Origin of the sequence: Streptococcus salivarius, assembly GCF_000785515.1 — a bacterium.
GTDB classification, from domain to species: Bacteria; Bacillota; Bacilli; order Lactobacillales; family Streptococcaceae; genus Streptococcus; species Streptococcus salivarius.
The window spans coordinates 1,525,237-1,546,339 of sequence record NZ_CP009913.1 but is presented as its reverse complement, the minus strand read 5'-3'; the positions used below and the strand labels follow the sequence as shown (position 1 = coordinate 1,546,339).

Genomic DNA, 21,103 nt, shown 5'->3' with positions numbered 1-21,103 from the left:
AGAAAAATAGAAACGAACAGCATAAAATCAGGGAATTTAACCGTTTGCATATAAACAAAGAAGACACTATTGATAAATAACAGAAAATTCAGAATTGCGAAAACCTTACATTTTTTTGAAGAAAATGAGATAAAAAAGAACAATTTTTAGTCAACTTGTGTTATATTATAAAATGTAATTTCCAGATTAGGAAATAACTCATATTTTTTAGGAGGTAAATATGTTTTTTAGACGTAACGAAGGAGAATTCCGTGAAACTGATCGCGTGACTCGCTTCAAACTTATCAAATCGGGTAAAAACTGGCTTCGTGCTGCAACATCTAACTTTGGACTTTTCAAAGTTGTTAAAGGTGGCGCAGATGCTCCGTCAGTAACAGTTCAAAATGTAGAAGAAAAATCTTCTCTTCTTTCAGGTACAGCCCTTCTTAAAGGGATTGCAGCAGCAGGTGCTGTGGCAGGTGGTGCAGTAGCAACTTACACTGCTCAAGCCGAAGAAACAACTGCATCAGCTTTGGAAAGCCAAGCAACTACAAACCATGACATCATTGCTAACTCTGATTCAGTTGCCTTGAGCGCTGCTCCAGTATCTGAAACAGTAGCTTCAGAAGCTCCAGCATCAGCTAGTCAAGAGTCTACAAGCTCTTCAGTTGACGCTCAAGCAAGCACAGACGCTTCAGTTTCAGTATCACAATCTGTATCAGCAGAATTGTCACAAGCCATCTCAGAATCTGTTTCACTTAGCAAAGTGAACTCAACATCTGAAAGCCAATCACACACTGAAAGCAACAGTGGTTCACATTCAGAATCAACTTCAGCTTCAGAATCAGCAACTTCAACAGCTGCAACTGCATCAGAAACAGCTACTCAAGAAGATGAAAAAACTATCTTGGATCAAAACGTTTCAGAAGCAGAATTGCTTGTAGGTATCGCTAAAGATTACCAAGCTAAGTTGACTGATACAGCTACTAAAACTGAAATCCAAACTGCTATCGCAACAGTTCAAGAAGAAGTTGCTAAATCAACTACATTACTTGCTGCATCAGCAACAAACGCTGCTTACGCAGAACAACGTGAGCGCCTTGGTAACGCTGTTGACAACATGATGACTAAGATCACTGACAATGGCTTCACAGGTAACTCAGTAGTTAACGGTGTTGCAGCAGTTACTGCACAGTTGGCACCAATCTCAACAAGCACTACTGGTAGTGTAGATACTAACCCAGTTATTTCAAATGCTAATGGTGCAACGATTGAAGATGCAGCCTTCAATGAAGCTGGTTATGCTTTGGATCCAAATGCTGATCGCTTTACTTTCGGTGTATGGCAATTCCTTAAAACTGACCACGCTACTGGAGCTAAAACAAACTTTGATTATTATGCTACTCTTGCAGTAGACCGTTCAGCTATCACTGGTAGCCTTTCAGCTAATCCTGATGTTTACTTGCGTATTGTGAAGAAATCTGATGGATCAGAAGTTTACACTCGTACCATCAAAGCTGGAGAAAGCAATATCTCTCTTCCAAGCTACATCACAAACAACAACTCTGATGTAACTAATACTTTGACATACGCACCTGCTAACGGAACTAATCCAGGTAACGTAACCTTCTCATTGGTAAATGCTAACCTTGAGTATGAAACACTTCAAATCCGTGATACTAACTACCCAGGTAACCAAGGTGAAGACAAGCCAAACGTTCAAACTTCTGTTCCTTATGCTAAAGCTAATCAAACAACTTACTATAGAGTTGTTGACAGCAGCAAGTACACAGAAGGACAAACATACACACCAACTGGAAATGAAACAGTTCTTGCAAGCTATACTCAAACAGGTCTTGCAGGGCAACAATTCACAGCCTCAGGAAATCGTGATGTTGCCGGTTACAAACCGGTAGCTGCCACAACAGATATAACTCAAAAAACATCAGGTATTATCGGTAAGGGTGTTGTTGGACAAAAACTTGTCGAACTTCAAGGTGGAGCAAACCACTACTATGTGAAACGTATTTCTGAAATCGTTGATACTGATGGCTCAACTGTAACGAAATACTACGCCCTTGATCCATCTCAAGTGAACAATTTTGCTACATCAGATATTGGTACTGAAGATGTATCGAAATACACACTCATCTATACAAGTAAAGTTAACAAAGCTGGTGAAGAGTGGAAGGCTGATGAGACTAAAGTTACAAGAGTAAACAGCAAAAATGGTGACTACTATATTGATGTTAACGAAACTGCTGGAAGCAAATCACTTGTCATTACTGGTTGGCAGTCTACAACAGAGAAAGTAAACCTCGTACACGATGAAACCAAGGTTGCTGAAGGATTTGCAAAACCATTTACAGGTGCTCCAGATCCTTCATTGACTCCTGCTGGTAAAGGAAACAACGCTTGGAACTTGATCGCAGGACGTAATGCTGATATTGTTGCAAAATCTAAGGTAACTCAACCAGATGGAAGCATTACTTATACAGAGTTGAAAGGTTACTCTTCATTCTCAAACAACTACTCAATTCCATCAGCAGTTAAACCATCAACTGATGTGAACTATTACTTTGTCAAGTCTGAAGGTAATGTTTACGTTCACTATGTAGATACTGAAGGTAAGACAATCAAAGCATTTGTAACAGATGAAAAAGAACAACCAGTTGGTAAAGACTACGATACAGTAATCGATAATCGTCCACAAGAAATCGAATTCGAAGGTAAGACATACGAATTGGTACCAGCAGGTAACTACACAGTTGGTGATGTAGATGATCAAGGTCACCTTAAGTCTACTGATGCTACAACAGGTAAAGTTATCGAAGGCGATAAACATGTTACTTATGTTTACAAACTTAAAGAAGTGAAAGGTAACGTTTATGTTCACTATGTAGATACAGAAGGTAATGAGTTGAAGCCTTCTGTAACGGATGAAGAAAATCAACCGGTTGATAAGGACTACGATACAGTTGTAGATAACCGTCCACAAACAATCGAAAAAGACGGTAAGACATACGAATTGGTACCAGCAGGTAACTACAAAGTAGGTCAAGTTGACTCAGATGGTCACCTTACGTCTACTGATGCTACAACAGGTAAAGTTATCGAAGGTGATAAGAACGTTACTTACGTCTACAAACTTAAAGAACAACCTAAAGGTAATGTTTATGTTCACTATGTAGATGTCAATGGTAATAAGATTAAAGATGATGTCACTGATGAAGATAAACAACCAGTCGATAAAGACTACGATACAGTAGTAGACAATCGTCCAAAGACTATCACAACAACTGATGGTAAAGTTTACGAATTGGTGCCAGAAGGTAACTATCCAGTAGGTCAAGTTGATTCACAAGGTCACTGGACAGGCGATGATGCTACAACTGGTAAAGTTATCGAAGGTGATAAGAATGTTACTTACGTCTACAAACTTAAAGAAGAATCAAAATCTGAATCAGCTTCAGGTTCAACATCAGGTTCAACCTCATCAACATCAGAATCAGCATCATTGAGTGCTTCAGGTTCAACATCAGGTTCAACCTCATCAACATCAGAATCAGCATCATTGAGTGCATCACTTTCAGCATCATTGAGCAAATCTGCTGTTGAATCAGCTTCAGTATCAGCAAGCCAATCAGAATCATTGAAAACTTCGGCGTCTGAATCAGCTTCAGTGTCAGGAAGTCAATCAGTATCGTTGAGTACATCAGCGTCAGCATCAGCTTCAGTATCAGGAAGCCAATCAGCATCGTTGAGTACTTCAGGTTCTGCATCAGCTTCAGTATCTGCTAGCCAATCAGCATCGTTGAGTACTTCAGGTTCTGAATCAGCTTCAGTATCAGGAAGTCAATCAGCGTCGTTGAGTACATCAGCATCTGCATCAGCTTCAGTATCTGCTAGCCAATCAGTATCGTTGAGTACATCAGCATCTGCATCAGCTTCAGTATCTGCGAGCCAATCAGCATCGTTGAGTACGTCAGCGTCAGCATCAGCTTCAGTGTCAGCAAGTCAATCAGCATCGTTGAGTACATCAGCATCTGAATCAGCTTCAGTATCAGCAAGTCAATCAGCATCGTTGAGTACATCAGCATCTGAATCAGCTTCAGTATCAGCAAGCCAATCAGCATCGTTGAGCACTTCAACTTCTGAATCTATCTCTGTTTCAGCTTCTATTTCAGAATCAATTTCAATCGTTACAAATAACTCTGAATCAGAATCAGCTTCGTCATCTGAGTCAGCATCAGCTTCATTGAGCGATTCAGTTTCAGCAAGTGCGTCTGAGTCAGCGTCTGCATCAGAATCAGTAAGTGCGTCTGAGTCAGCGTCTGCATCAGAATCAGTAAGTGCGTCTGAGTCAGCATCTGCATCAGAATCAGCAAGCACATCAGCTTCAGTTTCTGCATCAGAGTCTGCAAGCTCTTCAGAATCAACATCTGTATCTGAATCAGTATCAGCTTCAGAATCCTATTCTGCATCTGCTAGCCTTTCAGAATCTACATCAACTTCAACTTCAGTTTCAGAATCACTTTCAAGTTCTGAATCAACTTCAGCTTCAATTTCAGAATCAATGTCTGAAAGTGAAACTCCTAAAGTTGGTGAAGTAATCATCACTTACATCCGTGAGAATGATGGTAAAGAAATCCAAAAACCACGTCAAGATACACCAAACTCACCATATGACACTCCATATAACACAACTGAGGAAGGTGAAAAACCTAAGACAATCAAGACTCCAGATGGTAAGACATACAAGATCGTACCAAAAGGTGATTACCCAGTAGGTAAAGTTGACGGTGACGGACACCTTGAATCATCTGATCCAATTAAAGGTAAAGTTGATAAACCTAAATCAACAATCACTTACGTTTATAAAGAAGTGAAAGGTAATGTCTACGTACACTATGTTGATGTCAATGGTAACAAGATTAAAGACGATGTCACTGATGAAAAAGATCAACCAGTTGATAAAGACTATGACACAGTTATTGACAACCGTCCAAAAGAAATCGAATTCCAAGGTAAGACATACGAATTGGTACCAGCTGGTAACTACCCAGTAGGTAAAGTTGACGAACAAGGTCACTGGAATGGTGATGATGCTACAACAGGTAAAGTTGTTGAAGGCGACAAGAACGTAACTTACGTCTACAAACTTAAAGAAGATCCAACGAAACCTAAAGAAGGTGACGTAATCATCACTTACGTAGACGAAAAAGGTAAAGAAATCAAGAAACCTCGTCAAGACACACCAAACTCACCATATGATACTCCATATAACACAACTGAGGAAGGTGAAAAACCTAAGACAATCAAGACTCCAGACGGTAAGACATACAAGATCGTACCGAAAGGTGACTACCCAGTAGGTAAAGTTGATGGCGATGGACACCTTGAATCATCTGACCCAACTAAAGGTAAAGTTGAAAAACCACGTTCAATCATCACTTACGTCTACAAAGAAGTGAAGGGTGACGTTCACGTTCACTATAAAGATACTGAAGGTAAGACAATCAAGACTTCAGTTGTTGATGAAAAAGATCAACCAGTCGATAAAGACTACGATACAGTAGTTGACAATCGTCCTAAGACTATCACAACAACTGATGGTAAAGTTTACGAATTGGTACCAGCAGGTAACTACCCAGTAGGTAAAGTTGATGGACAAGGTCACCTTGAGTCATCAGATGCTACAACAGGTAAAGTTATCGAAGGACGTAAAGATGTTACTTACATCTACAAACTCAAAGAACAACCAGCACAACCTAAGGGTAATGTTTACGTTCACTATGTAGATGAAAATGGTAACACTATCAAACAATCTGTAACAGATGAATTTGGTCAACCAGTAGGTAAAGATTACGATACAGTAATTGATAACCGTCCTAAGACAATTGTTACTGCTGATGGTAAAGTTTACGAATTGGTACCACAAGGTAACTACCCAGTAGGTTCTGTAGATGGTGATGGTCACTTGACAACAACTGACCCAGTGACTGGTAAAGTTATCGAAGGTGATAAGAACGTAACTTACGTTTACAAACTTGTCGATACAACTCCAGAAAAACCAGTAACACCAACTCCAGGTAAACCTGAACAACCAACTCCAGGTAAACCAGTTGATCCAGCTCCTAAAGCTCCAGCTAAAGCTACTCCAGTTAAACCTGCACAAGAAATGGCACAATTGCCAAACACTGGTGAAGAGTCTAACGTAGCAGCTACAGCAGCTCTTGGATTGCTTGCAACTGCATCTGGATTGGCTCTTGCGGCAAAACGCAAAAAAACTGAGGAATAATATTCCTTCGACTTACCCCTAAAACTTATGAGTGACTAGTCCTAATAAAAACTAACTACTCTTAAGTAAGAATAAGCCGATTAGCTTCGTTCTAAAAAAGACACATTCCGATATGGGATGTGTCTTTTTGTCGTGTTTGAAAATGAGAGAGGGAGTCTTAAACGTTAGTCTAAGTCTCATTTAGGCTTAGTATTAGAGAGTAAAGGCTTAGTTTAGTAAGCTAAAATCTTAGATGTGGAAGAAGTATACTTTGAATTTTAAGACAACTTTAAGATACGTATTGCAAAATGTAAAATGGATGAAAATGCTATGAAATGAGTATTTTTAGTATTTATACAGCATAAAGCGTTTGCAATATTTTTGAGGGAAATAAGAGTTTATATTAGAGCTTACAAGAATTTTATGATAAAATTTATCGGAGAGTTTTAATTCATAAAACAAGAATGGAGTAGATATGTTTTTTAGAAGGAATGAAGGGAAATACCGCGAAACTGATCGCGTGACTCGTTTTAAGTTGATTAAATCAGGTAAGCAATGGCTTCGTGCTGCGTCATCTAACTTTGGACTTTTCAAGGTTGTTAAGGGTGGTGCGGATGCACCGTCAGTTTCAGCACAGAGTGTCGAGGAGAAAACACCAGTTCTCTCAGGGCAAGCCTTGCTTAAAGGGATTGCTGCGGCAGGTGCAGTAGCTGGAGGAGCAGTAGCGACTTACACTGCTCAAGCGGAAGAGACGACAACTCCGGCTTTGGAAAGCCAAGTAACTGCTAATCAAGATGTGGCAGCCAACTCCGAGTCAGTTGTATTGAGTGCAGCACCATCTTCTGAAGCCTCAGTAGCAGCCTCAACAAGCCAAGAGTCTACAAGCTCTTCAGTTGATGCTCAGGCAAGCACAGAAGCGTCTGTATCAGTGTCACAATCAGTATCTCAATCAATTTCTGCTGAATTGTCACAAGCTATTTCAGAATCTGCATCACTCAGCAAAGAGAATTCAACTTCTGATAGCCAGTCAGAGACTGAAAGCACAAGTGGTTCAAACTCAGAATCTGCTTCTGAATCAGCAACTTCTACAAGTTCAGCTACCTCTGAAAAGGCGACTCAAGATGATGAAAAAACAATCTTGGATCAAAACGTTTCAGAAGCAGAATTGCTCGTTAACATTGCTAAAAGTTATCAAGCTAAGTTGACAGATACAGTTGCTAAAGCTGAAATCCAAACAGCTATCGCAACAGTTCAAGAAGAAGTTGCTAAATCAACAACCTTGCTCGCTGCATCAGCAACAAACGCTGCTTACGCAGAACAACGTGAGCGTCTTGGTAATGCTGTTGAGGGTATGATGACCAAGATTACAAATGCAGGTTTCAATGGCAACTCTACAGTAAATGGCACTCCAGCTATTAGTTCGTATCTTAACCTTGCGACTGGTGAATCTAAGGTTTACACAGGAACTGGAACAGATTCAAACTATAATGTTCCAATTTATTATTCATTGAAAGTGACAAATGACGGGACAAATCTGAATTTTGTCTATACTGTTACTTATGTTAATCCTGCAACATCAACTCTTGGAAATATTTCGAAGATGAGTCCTGGATATTCTATCTATAATTCAGGGACATCAACACAAACGATGTTTACTTTAGGTAAGGGACTTACTCCTCCAACAACTGCAACGTCTTATGTTACAGATAAAAATGGTAACCAAATTGCAAATCCTAAAGCTAATCCAACACCAGTAACAAATCAAGGAGACGGTTTTAGTTGGTCAAATGGTATCCAAATGAATGGTTACCAGGCTAAACAAAGTTATGGTCTGACAACAACTTGGACTGCTAAAATCACTGGTGACGATACTTCCTTCACATTCTCACCTTTTGCAGGTAAGACTGATAATATTAGCGTTAATTTCTTTAATGGTAGTCAGGTTATCGAGTCAGAGTCTGAAGCAGATACAACGAGTGCATCTTTAAGTACATCTCAAAGCATCGTAGAAAGTGCTTCAACAGTAGAGTCTCAATCTGTATCAACAAGTAAGGTAGAATCTGCATCGGTTTCAGCATCTGAGTCAGAGGTTGTCTCATCTTCTCTTTCTCAATCAGAGGAAGCATCAGCATCCCTTTCAGAGAGTATTTCAGAAAGTCTTCTTGAAAGTGCCTCAACAAGTGCTTCAGTGAGCGCATCACAGTTGGAGTCAAATTCAGTCTCAGCTTCAGAAAGTGCATCAACTTCAACATCTCAGTCTGAGTCGAACTCAACTTCAGCCTCAGTAAGTGCGTCAACTTCAGCATCACAATCAGTCTCGAATTATGAGTCAGCATCAACAAGTGAGTCAGTATCTGAATCACAGTCAGTATCTAATTCAGAGTCAGCATCAGAGAGTGCGTCAGTTTCTGAATCACAGTCTGCTTCAAACTCAGAATCAGCATCAGAAAGTGCTTCTGTATCTGAATCACAATCTGCTTCAAACTCAGAATCAACATCAGAAAGTGCGTCAGTTTCTGAATCACAATCTGCTTCAAACTCAGAGTCAGCTTCAGAGAGCGCATCAGTTTCAGAATCACAGTCAGTATCTAATTCTGAATCAGCATCAGAGAGTGCATCAGTTTCTGAATCACAATCAGTGTCTAATTCTGAATCAGCATCAGAGAGTGCATCAGTAAGCGAATCACAATCAGTGTCTAATTCCGAGTCAGCGTCAGAAAGTGCGTCAGTTTCTGAATCACAATCAGTGTCTAACTCAGAATCAGCGTCAGAAAGTGCTTCTGTCTTAGAATCACAATCCGCTTCAAACTCAGAGTCAGCGTCAGTAAGTGAATCCATTTCAGAATCACAATCAGTATCTAACTCAGAGTCAGCGTCAGAGAGTGCATCAGTAAGCGAATCACAATCAGTATCTAACTCAGAGTCAGCATCAGAAAGTGCGTCAGTTTCAGAATCACAGTCTGTCTCAAACTCAGAATCAGCATCAGAAAGTGCATCAGTTTCAGAATCACAGTCTGTCTCAAACTCAGAATCCGCTTCAGAGAGTGCATCAGTAAGCGAATCACAATCAGTGTCTAATTCAGAATCAGCTTCAGAGAGTGTATCAGTGTCTGAGTCACAATCTGCTTCAAACTCAGAGTCAGCATCAGTAAGTGCATCAGTAAGCGAATCACAATCAGTGTCTAATTCAGAATCAGCGTCAGAAAGTGCTTCTGTATCAGAATCACAATCAGTGTCAAACTCAGAATCAGCTTCAGAGAGTGCGTCAGTTTCAGAATCACAGTCTGTTTCAAACTCAGAATCCGCTTCAGAGAGTGCTTCAGTTTCAGAATCACAATCTGTCTCAAATTCTGAATCAGCGTCAGTAAGTGAATCAATCTCAGAATCACAGTCTGCTTCAAACTCAGAGTCAGCGTCAGTAAGTGCATCAGTTTCAGAATCACAGTCTGTATCTAATTCAGAATCAGCGTCAGAAAGTGCTTCTGTATCAGAATCACAATCAGTGTCTAACTCAGAATCCGCTTCAGAAAGTGCATCAGTCTCTGAATCACAGTCTGTTTCAAACTCAGAATCATCTTCAGAGAGTGCATCGGTGTCTGAATCACAGTCTGTCTCAAATTCTGAATCAGCCTCAGAAAGTGCATCAGTAAGCGAATCACAATCAGTATCTAATTCCGAATCAGCATCAGAGAGTGCATCAGTAAGCGAATCACAATCAGTGTCTAATTCTGAGTCAGCATCAGAGAGTGCGTCAGTTTCAGAATCACAGTCTGTCTCAAATTCTGAATCCGCTTCAGAAAGTGCTTCTGTATCAGAATCACAATCAGTGTCAAACTCAGAATCCGCTTCAGAGAGTGCTTCAGTTTCAGAATCACAATCTGTCTCAAATTCTGAATCCGCTTCAGAAAGTGCTTCTGTATCAGAATCACAATCAGTGTCTAACTCAGAGTCAGCGTCAGAGAGTGCTTCAGTTTCAGAATCACAGTCTGTCTCAAATTCTGAATCCGCTTCAGAAAGTGCTTCAGTTTCAGAATCACAGTCTGTTTCAAACTCAGAATCCGCTTCAGAGAGTGCATCAGTTTCTGAATCACAGTCTGTTTCAAACTCAGAGTCAGCGTCAGTAAGTGAATCAATCTCAGAATCACAATCAGTATCTAACTCAGAATCCGCTTCAGAGAGTGCTTCTGTATCAGAATCACAATCAGTGTCAAACTCAGAATCAGCATCAGAAAGTGCATCTGTATCAGAATCACAATCAGTGTCTAATTCCGAATCAGCATCAGAAAGTGCGTCAGTGTCTGAGTCACAGTCAGTGTCAAACTCAGAATCAGCATCAGAAAGTGCATCTGTATCAGAATCACAATCAGTGTCTAACTCAGAGTCAGCGTCAGTAAGTGAATCAGTTTCAGAATCACAATCTGTTTCAAACTCAGAGTCAGCATCAGAAAGTGCTTCTGTATCAGAATCACAATCAGTGTCTAACTCAGAATCAGCATCAGAGAGTGCATCAGTTTCAGAATCACAGTCTGTTTCAAACTCAGAGTCAGCATCAGTAAGTGCATCAGTAAGCGAATCACAGTCAGTCTCAAACTCAGAGTCAGCGTCAGTAAGTGCGTCAATTTCAGCTAGTGAGTCTGCATCATTGAGTGAATCTCGAAGTACAAGTGCGTCAGTTTCAGCTTCTGAATCAGAATCATTGAGTACATCAAGCTCATTGAGTGCTTCTGTATTTGAAAGCCAGTCTCAAGCCTTCAGTGCTTCAATTTCTGCAATCATTTCAACTGTAGAATCTATTTCGAACTCGGCTTCAAGCTTCATTTCAGCTAGTGAATCAATTTCAACATCTAACTCAGCATCATTGAGTGAATCGGCGTCATTGAGTGCATCTGTTTCAGGCTCACAATCAGTATCTAATTCTGAAAGTACATCTGTAAGTGCTTCAATCAGTGAATCACAATCAGTTTCAAATTCAGAGTCTGCATCAACAAGTGCCTCTGTCTCAGAATCACAGTCTGTTTCAAACTCAGTTTCTGCGTCAGTCTCAGCAAGCACATCTGCATCGGAATCAGCGAGTGCATCCGCTTCGGTATCTGCATCAGAGTCAGCTTCAGTCTCAGCGTCAGAATCAGCAAGCGCATCTGAGTCAGTATCTGTATCAGAATCAGTAAGTGCATCAGAGTCAGCATCTGCGTCAGCCTCAGCAAGTGCGTCCGCTTCAGCATCTGCATCAGAATCAGCAAGCACATCCGCTTCAGTATCTGCATCAGAATCAGCAAGCACATCCGCTTCAGCATCTGAGTCGGCTTCAGTATCTGCATCAGTCTCAGCGTCAGCTTCAGCAAGCGCATCTGAGTCAGCTTCAGCAAGTACATCGGCTTCAGTATCTGCATCAGAGTCAGCAAGCACATCCGCTTCAGTTTCTGCGTCAGCATCAACATCTGCCTCAGAATCAGCAAGCGCATCTGAGTCAGCCTCTGCGTCAGAATCAGCAAGCACATCGGCTTCAGTATCTGCGTCAGAATCAGCAAGCGCATCTGAGTCAGCATCAACATCTGCGTCAGAATCAGCAAGCACATCGGCTTCAGTATCTGCGTCAGAATCAGCAAGCGCATCTGCGTCAGCATCAACATCTGCGTCAGAATCAGCAAGCACATCGGCTTCAACATCTGCGTCAGAATCAGCAAGCACATCGGCTTCAGTATCTGCATCAGAATCAGCAAGCGCATCCGCTTCAGTATCTGCATCAGAATCAGCAAGCGCCTCTGAGTCAGCTTCAGCAAGTACATCCGCTTCAGTATCTGCCTCAGAGTCAGCAAGTGCGTCCGCTTCAGCATCTGCATCAGAATCAGCAAGTGCATCCGCTTCAGCAAGCACATCCGCTTCAGTCTCTGCGTCAGAATCAGCAAGCGCATCTGAGTCAGCATCAACATCTGCGTCAGAATCAGCAAGCACATCCGTTTCAGTCTCTGCGTCAGAATCAGCAAGTGCCTCTGAGTCAGCCTCTGCGTCAGAATCAGCAAGCACATCTGCATCAGTCTCTGCATCAGAATCAGCAAGCGCCTCAGCTTCAGCATCTGCGTCAGAATCAGCAAGCACATCTGAGTCAGTAAGCACATCCGCTTCAGTTTCAGTATCAGAGTCAGCCTCTACATCGGCATTCTTAAGTGCCTCTGAAAGCACAAGCACTTCAACAAGTATCTCAACTTCATTGAGTACATCAGCAAGTCTTTCAGCGTCAGCATCAACAAGTGCTTCAGTATCTGCCTCAGAATCAACTTCTGAAGTGAAGGATCCTAACCACAAACGTGGTAGCCAAGCGCTTCCTAAGACTGGTGAGGAAAACTCATCATTAGGTATGGCCTTGGGTGCTTTGGCAACTGCAACGGGTCTTGGATTTCTTGCCAAACGTAAGAAAGATGAAGAAGAAAGTGAAGACTTCTAAGCTTTAGTAAGTTTAATCATTAGCTTCTAGCTAGACAATCAAATATCCCCTATCGATTAGAGTGATTTCCTAATTGGTAGGGGATTTTTTTAGTTTGATATTCTAAAAATACAAATAGTTTTAATAAGTCTTAGGGTTAGCATTATTATCGTATTTTTTGGGAAATGAATGAAAGGATTAATCGCTAGAAAGCAATCTTGAAATGAGATTTTTTGCTTAATTTTATGATAAAATTGAAAGGAGTGTTTTAATCAAAATATAAATGGAGTATATATGTTTTTTAGAAGGAATGAAGGTCAATATCGTGAAACCGATCGTGTGACACGGTTTAAATTGGTTAAGTCAGGGAAGCACTGGCTTCGCGCGGCGACGTCGAATTTTGGTCTTTTCAAGGTGCTTAGAGGGGGTGTGGATGCACCGTCTGTTGCTGCCCAGCAGGTAGAGGTGGAAGCACCTGCCTTTTCAGGTCAGACAGTGCTTAAGGGAGTGCTTGCAACTGGGGCCTTGCTTGGTGGTTCAGTTGCGACTCACGTGGCTCATGCGGATGAAATGACTGATCAGCCGATTTTGGAAAGTGAAGCAGGAGCTAAGACTGATCTCTTAGCTGCATCTGATTCCGTTGTTCTTGGAAATATGGAGTCTGTGTCCAGTGTTCAAGAGAGTCAAGTAAATAGTCAAGAGTCATCTGAAACTGCGTCAAGACAGACTTCGGAGGCTTCTTTGAGTGAGTCTTTATCACTCAGCCAATCGGTGTCTGCATCTGAATTAGCTTCTAAATCGACATCCTTGTCATTGAGTGCCTCGCTTTCTGCTTCCTTGTCAGCTTCATTAGCTTCTAAGTCGGAATCAGTAAGTCAGACGGATTCTTCTGCTCACAGTCAGTCTGAGAGTGCGCTTGGAAAAACTTCAGAGCATAGCGCAAGTGCCTCTGTTCAGTCAGTTAGCAAAAGTGATAGTAGTAGCGACTCTAAAGTGGGGATGGCTCTTGTCAGCTCGGAGTCAACCTTATTAAAGGCTTCCTTGACATCCGAAGTTCAAACGAATCGCCAATTGTCAGATACGGCGACTGGTTTGCTAGCTGCGTCAGTTGTGGCTGATGCTGAGCGTTTAGAGCAAGAAAAGCGTCTCAAAGATTTAGCCTTAGACATTTATACCTATAAAGCTCAAGCTGTTGATTTGCCAAATACGGATGCTGCTATTCTCAAGGGAGCTAAAGCCCTGGATGCCATTCGTGTTAGTCTGGCTGATCGTGACAGTGATGTGACGCCTACGATTGCTCAGGCTCGTCAGGCGAGAAATAGTCTTGCCAATGCGGTTCTTCGCGCGACATCTGGTCAACGTGATCCTCGTAATGGTTCTCGAATTGATGCTAATAGTAACCTCCGTGCACCCCAGTATAATTTAGGGCTAGCTAACAATGCCTTGATTTCTGTTTATAACTCTGACTATATCAATCAGGCTTATAATGTTGTTGAAACCGTTCCTACACGAAATAGTATTAAAAGCATTGGCTACGCTTCTGGTAGTGATCGTGTGAATGGGATTAACGTGCCTCAGACCTCTGCATTGAAAAATAGTGCAGTGGCCTTTAATATTGTGGGGACTGTTGGGCAGACAGAGGTCGTAACGCCTGGGAAAATTTATAATGTTTCTTTTGTAGTGACTAATACGGCTAAGCAGTCAGTGACACGCACGCTTCGTATTCAGGTTTTGCCGCAAAATGATGGTATTCGTAATCCGATTACGGCGGTGACAACGAGTACTTTTGTTAATGACACAAGTAGTCTCGCTCAGGCTGAAAAAGATAAGGTTTGGGAGGCTTTTAAGACTGCTAACCCAAATATTGCCACTTCAAAGGACTTTAAATCTTATTCCGTTTCATCATCTGGTGTGGTAACCATTACTTATAAAGATAACACCACTAATGATGTCACTGCTCCAGTGAAGCGCCTACCAGCACCAACCGTTGAAACGAGATTATTGGATAAGGGTTATACACAGACGCCTGTAACGGTGACAGGGGCTGAGCCAGGATCAACGGTTGTTCTATACAATAATGACGACGAAGTTGGGACAGCAGTGGCAGATGCTTCGGGTCAAGCGATTGTGACGCCGACTGTTAAGTTACAAACAGGTGGTGTAACAGCCAAAGCTCGCATCATGTATGGTGATTATGCGGTGTATTCAGATGCTAGCAATTCCGTGGCTGTAACGGACGGAACGCGTCCTGAAGTGATGGCCAAGTTGACTGTTGATGGTGTGGAACCTAAGTCAACGCCTCTCGAAGGTGGTGGGAAAAACTATACCCTCTATGCTGGTGATGATGCTGTTTTGACTTTCACGGCTACAGATGACAGTGGCAAGCTTAAAGAAATGAAAGTCGTTGCAAGAGCCGATTTGAATGACAATGCCTTGAACGGCAATTTCTTTGGTAGTAGCCAGTACGGAACTGGTAATATTGCACCGATTACGGGAGATATCACAGCTACGACTGATAATCCTGCAACCATCACAACGACCATTCATTTGAAGGATGATCTTTATCATTCATACCGCAACACATGGCAACGTAATGTTGCTGCTATTGACAATTCATCAAATATGAACCGTCCAAATGGCTTGGGTGAAATTCGTATTACTCAGGGGGGCTTGGCAGATCGTACACCGGGTGTGGCGCCGACAAGCACTATTCAGGTGACCAGCCTGACTGCCCTAACAGACGCAGATAAGAGTAAGATTATTGCGGCCGTGTCTGCCTTGAATCCAGAGGTCGCCAACCGTATTAAGTCTTATACGGTTAATAGTGATGGTACGGTAACGATTACTTATAAAGACAGTACGACCAATGTTGTGACGGTGAAATTGTCGGATAGTGATTACAGCCAGTCAGTGTCGCAAAGTGCCAGTCAGTCTAAGCAGGAATCGATTTCTCAAAGTCGAAGTGAGTCTGCTAAGCAGTCTGCATCGACTAGCCTTTCATTGAGTACGGTAGCCTCAAAAAGTGTCTCAAGTTCTTTGAGTGAATCTTTGAAGACCAGCCAATCTCGAAGTCAATCCGCTTCAACGAGTGCATCTTTGAGTGCTGAGAAATCAACGAGTGTCTCAAGTTCCTTGAGTGAATCCTTGAAGACCAGCGTTTCACAAAGTCAGTCAGCCTCAACGAGTGCGTCTTTGAGTACTGTGAAGTCAGCGAGCGTTTCAAGTTCCTTGAGTGAGTCCTTGAAAACCAGCGTTTCGCAAAGCCAGTCTGCTTCAACAAGTGCGTCTTTGAGTACCGTGAAATCAGCGAGTGTTTCAAGTTCCTTGAGTGAGTCTTTGAAGACGAGCGTCTCACAAAGTCAATCTGTTTCAACAAGTGTGTCTTTGAGTGCCGTGAAATCAGCGAGTGTCTCAAGTTCCTTGAGTGAGTCCTTGAAGACAAGCCTCTCACAAAGTCAATCCGCATCAACAAGTGCGTCTTTGAGTACCGTGAAATCTGAGAGCGTTTCAAGTTCCTTGAGTGAGTCCTTGAAGACAAGCCTCTCACAAAGTCAATCCGCATCAACAAGTGCATCTTTGAGTGCTGAGAAATCGGCGAGCGTTTCAAGTTCATTAAGTGAGTCCTTGAAGACCAGCGTATCACAAAGTGAATCCGCTTCAACAAGTGCGTCTTTGAGTACTGTGAAGTCAGCGAGTATCTCAAGTTCCTTGAGTGAGTCCTTGAAGACCAGCGTTTCACAAAGTGAATCCGCTTCAACAAGTGCGTCTTTGAGTACTGTGAAGTCAGCGAGTGTCTCAAGTTCCTTGAGTGAGTCTTTGAAGACTAGCGTTTCTCAAAGTCAGTCAGCCTCAACGAGTGCTTCTTTGAGTACCGAGAAATCAGCGAGTGTTTCAAGTTCCTTGAGTGAGTCCTTGAAGACAAGTGTCTCACAAAGTGAGTCCGCTTCAACGAGTGTGTCTTTGAGTACCGTTAAGTCAGCGAGTGTTTCAAGTTCCTTGAGTGAGTCCGCTTCAACAAGCTCGTCTGTGTCAGAATCACAATCTGTATCTAATTCAGAATCAGCGTCAGAGAGTGCATCAGTAAGCGAATCACAATCTGTATCAAATTTCGAGTCAGCGTCAGAAAGTGCGTCAGTTTCAGAATCACAGTCTGTTTCAAACTCAGAGTCAGCCTCAGAAAGTGCGTCAGTTTCAGAATCGCAATCAGTCTCAAACTCCGAATCAGCCTCAGAAAGTGCATCAGTAAGCGAATCACAATCAGTGTCTAATTCAGAGTCTGCATCAACAAGTGCGTCTGTCTCAGACTCACAGTCTGTTTCAAACTCAGAATCAGCGTCAGTAAGTGAGTCAACATCGGCATCGCAATCTGTCTCAAATTCCGAATCAGCGTCAGAAAGTGCGTCAGTTTCTGAATCACAGTCTGCTTCAACCTCAGAGTCAGCGTCAGTAAGTGAGTCAGTTTCAGAATCACAATCAGTCTCAAATTCCGAATCAGCTTCAGAAAGTGCATCAGTTTCAGAATCACAGTCAGTCTCAAACTCCGAGTCAGCATCAGTAAGTGCATCAGTAAGCGAATCACAATCAGTGTCTAATTCAGAATCAGCATCAGAGAGTGCATCAGTTTCTGAATCACAGTCTGCTTCAACCTCAGAATCAGCGTCAGAGAGTGCATCAGTAAGCGAATCACAATCTGCTTCAACGTCAGAGTCAGTGTCAGTAAGTGAATCAATCTCAGAATCACAGTCTGTATCTAATTCCAAATCCGCTTCAGAAAGTGCATTAGTGTCTGAGTCACAGTCAGTCTCAAACTCCGAGTCAGCGTCAGTAAGTGAGTCAATTTCAGCATCACAATCGGTTTCTAACTCTGAAAGTGCCTCAGTAAGTGCTTCAATCTCAGAGTCACAGTCTGTGTCTAATTCAGAATCAGCATCAGAAAGTGAATCAGTTTCTGAATCACAATCAGTATCCAATTCCGAGTCATCTTCCGAGAGTGCGTCAGTTTCTGAATCACAATCAGTATCCAATTCCGAATCAGCTTCATTAAGTGCGTCAATTTCTGAGTCACAATCAGTTTCTAACTCAGAATCAGCGTCAGTAAGTGCGTCAATTTCAGAATCACAATCAGTATCTAACTCCGAGTCAGCCTCAGAGAGCGAGTCGACATCAGCTTCACAATCCGAATCAAATTCAGTCTCTGCTTCAGAAAGTGCATCAGTTTCAGAATCGCAGTCTACTTCAACGTCAGAGTCAGCGTCAGTAAGTGAATCAATCTCAGAATCACAGTCTGTCTCAAACTCAGAATCAGCGTCAGAAAGTGCATCAGTTTCAGAATCACAATCAGTATCTAATTCAGAATCAGCGTCAGAAAGTGCGTCAGTTTCAGAATCACAATCAGTGTCTAACTCCGAATCAGCATCTTCAAGTGCGTCAGTGTCTGAGTCGCAGTCTGTATCTAATTCAGAATCAGCATCAGAGAGTGCGTCTGTGTCTGAATCACAATCAGTGTCTAATTCCGAGTCAGCGTCAGAAAGTGCGTCAGTTTCAGAATCACAGTCTGTTTCAACCTCAGAGTCAGCGTCAGTAAGTGCGTCAATTTCAGAATCACAATCAGTATCTAACTCCGAGTCAGCCTCAGAGAGCGAGTCGACATCAGCTTCACAATCCGAATCAAATTCAGTCTCTGCTTCAGTAAGTGCTTCCGTTTCAGAATCACAGTCAGTGTCTAATTCAGGGTCAGCTTCAGAGAGTGAATCAACGTCGACATCACAATCGGTTTCAAATTCCGAATCCGCTTCAGAGAGTGCATCAGTGTCTGAGTCACAGTCAGTGTCTAACTCAGAATCAGCGTCAGTAAGTGAATCAATTTCAGAATCACAATCCGCTTCAACGTCCGAGTCAGCGTCAGTAAGTGAATCAACATCGGTATCACAGTCTGAATCAAATTCCGAGTCAGTATCTGTAAGTGAATCAGTCTCAGAATCACAATCAGTCTCAAATTCCGAATCCGCTTCATTAAGTGCGTCAATTTCTGAGTCGCAGTCTGTATCAAATTCCGAATCCGCTTCAGAAAGTGCATCAGTTTCTGAGTCGCAGTCAGTGTCAAACTCCGAATCCGCTTCAGAAAGTGCATCAGTGTCTGAGTCGCAGTCAGTGTCAAACTCCGAGTCAGCATCAGTAAGTGAATCAGTCTCTGAATCACAGTCTGTTTCAAATTCCGAATCCGCTTCAGAAAGTGCATCAGTGTCTGAGTCACAGTCTGTATCAAATTCCGAATCCGCTTCAGAAAGTGCATCAGTGTCTGAGTCACAGTCAGTGTCAAACTCCGAATCCGCTTCAGATAGTGCGTTAGTTTCAGAATCACAGTCTGCTTCAAACTCCGAATCAGCGTCAGTAAGTGAATCCATTTCAGTTAGTGAGTCTGCATCATTGAGTGAATCACAGAGCACAAGTTCCTCAATCTCGACTTCAGAGTCAGAATCATTGAGTACGTCAAGCTCATTGAGTGCTTCTGCATTTGAAAGCCAGTCTCAAGCCTTTAGTGCTTCAATTTCTGCGATTATTTCAACTGTTGAATCTATTTCGAACTCAGCTTCAAGCTTCATTTCAGCTAGTGAGTCGCTTTCGACATCTAACTCAGCATCATTGAGTGAGTCGGCGTCATTGAGTACATCTGTTTCAGGATCACAATCAGTTTCTAATTCCGAGTCAGCGTCAGAGATTGCATCGGTGTCTGAATCACAGTCTGTCTCAAACTCCGAGTCAGCGTCAGTAAGTGCTTCAATCTCAGAATCACAATCAGTCTCTAATTCCGAGTCAGCCTCAGAGAGTGCATCGGTGTCTGAATCACAGTCTGTCTCAAACTCCGAGAAAGCGTCAGTAAGTGCTTCAATCTCAGAATCACAATCAGTCTCTAATTCCGAGTCTGCATCAACAAGTGCGTCTGTATCAGAATCCGTTAGCACATCAGTTTCTGAATCTGTGTCGGAATCAGCAAGCACATCCGCATCAGTCTCTGCGTCAGCCTCAGTGTCAGAATCAGTCAGCGCATCAGAGTCGGTGTCATTGAGCGCTTCAGTTTCAGTGTCACAATCAGTTTCTAATTCTGAAAGTGCATCAGTAAGTGCTTCAATCAGTGAATCACAATTAGTCTCTAATTCCGAGTCAGCATCATCAAGTGCCTCAGTCTCAGAATCACAGTCTGGATCAAACTCAGTCTCTGCGTCAGCCTCAGCAAGTGCATCTGCCTCAGAAACTGCTTCATCAAGCGTTTCAGTATCCGAGTCAGCTTCTACATCAGCATCCTTGAGTGCCTCTGAAAGCACAAGTATTTCAACTTTGTTGAGTACCTCAGCAAGTCTTTCAGCATCAACAAGTGTGTCTGAGTCATTATCTGCGTCCGCTTCAGCATTAGCCTCAGAGTCAACTTCTGTAAGTACCTCAATTTCAGACTCTGCATCAACAAGTGCGTCTGTATTAGAATCACAGTCTGTTTCAACCTCAGTTTCTGCGTCAGTCTCATCCAGCGTCTCAGCCTCAGCGAGTGCATCCGCATCAGTCTCTGCCTCAGTATCGACTTCAGTAAGTGTCTCAATTTCCGAGTCGCAATCAGTATCGAACTCAGAATCAGTTTCAGCGAGTGCATCAGTGTCTGAATCAGAATCTGTTTCAAACTCAGTATCACTGAGTGAGTCACTTTCAGAAAGTTCTTCAATTTCTACAAGTGAGTCTGTATCGTTGAGCGAATCGCAGAGTGCAAGTGCATCTGCCTCAGAATCCGCTTCATCAAGCGTTTCAGTCTCAACAAGTGTATCTGAGTCACTGTCAGCGTTAGAGTCAGAATCAGTCAGCGTATCCGAGTCAGCCTCATTGAGCGCTTCAGTTTCAAATTCTGAAAGTGCATCAGTAAGTGCTTCAATCAGTGAGTCACAATCAGTATCGAACTCAGTGTCAGTTTCAGCGAGTGCGTCTATGTCTGAATCACAATCAGCCTCAGTAAGTTCTTTGATTTCTACAAGTGAGTCTGTATCGTTGAGCGAATCGCAAAGTGCAAGTGCATCATTGTCTGCCTCAGAAACTGCTTCATCAAGCGTTTCAGTATCAGAGTCAGTCTCTACATCGGCATTCTTGAGTGCCTCTGAAAGCACAAGTATTTCAACAAGTATTTCAACAAGTGTTTCAGAATCAACTTCTGAAGTGAAGGATCCTATGCACAAACATGGTAGCCAAGCGCTTCCTAAGACTGGTGAGGAAGACTCATCATTAGGTATGGCCTTGGGTGCCTTGGCAACTGCAACTGGTCTTGGATTTCTTGCCAAACGTAGGAAAAATGAAGAATAGGACGAAGACTATTCGTATTTCAGGATTGTAAAAGTCTTTACAATGCTCAGATAAGCACAATAAAAAACACCTTCATGTTAGATAAC

3 protein-coding genes are annotated in these 21,103 nt (G+C 42.4%); all 3 read left to right on the top strand.

Translation table 11 applies throughout. The annotated features are described in order from the left end of the window. Nucleotides 1–220: 220 nt before the first annotated feature. The 3 genes from SSAL8618_RS10925 to SSAL8618_RS07150 all read left to right on the top strand — a co-directional run bounded on the left by SSAL8618_RS10925 (nucleotide 221) and on the right by SSAL8618_RS07150 (nucleotide 21,017). Nucleotides 221–6,280, top strand: coding sequence for an accessory Sec-dependent serine-rich glycoprotein adhesin (locus tag SSAL8618_RS10925; protein ID WP_080730934.1), 6,060 nt, complete (start codon nucleotides 221–223; stop codon nucleotides 6,278–6,280). Between the two features lie 454 nt (nucleotides 6,281–6,734). Then, nucleotides 6,735–12,701, top strand: a complete 5,967-nt coding sequence (locus SSAL8618_RS07155; RefSeq protein WP_038676440.1) for an accessory Sec-dependent serine-rich glycoprotein adhesin — start codon at nucleotides 6,735–6,737, stop codon at nucleotides 12,699–12,701. 273 nt (nucleotides 12,702–12,974) lie between these two features. Next, the gene (locus tag SSAL8618_RS07150; RefSeq protein ID WP_038676438.1) at nucleotides 12,975–21,017 is read left to right on the top strand and encodes an accessory Sec-dependent serine-rich glycoprotein adhesin; all 8,043 of its coding nucleotides are present in this window, start codon (nucleotides 12,975–12,977) and stop codon (nucleotides 21,015–21,017) included. The last annotated feature ends 86 nt before the right edge of the window (nucleotides 21,018–21,103 follow it).

What these genes read in the sequence shown, in the direction of transcription:
- SSAL8618_RS10925 (WP_080730934.1), top strand. Translation starts at nt 221, where the DNA reads ATGTTTTTTAGACGTAACGAAGGAGAATTCCGTGAAACTGATCGCGTG.
- SSAL8618_RS07155 (WP_038676440.1), top strand. Translation starts at nt 6,735, where the DNA reads ATGTTTTTTAGAAGGAATGAAGGGAAATACCGCGAAACTGATCGCGTG.
- SSAL8618_RS07150 (WP_038676438.1), top strand. Translation starts at nt 12,975, where the DNA reads ATGTTTTTTAGAAGGAATGAAGGTCAATATCGTGAAACCGATCGTGTG.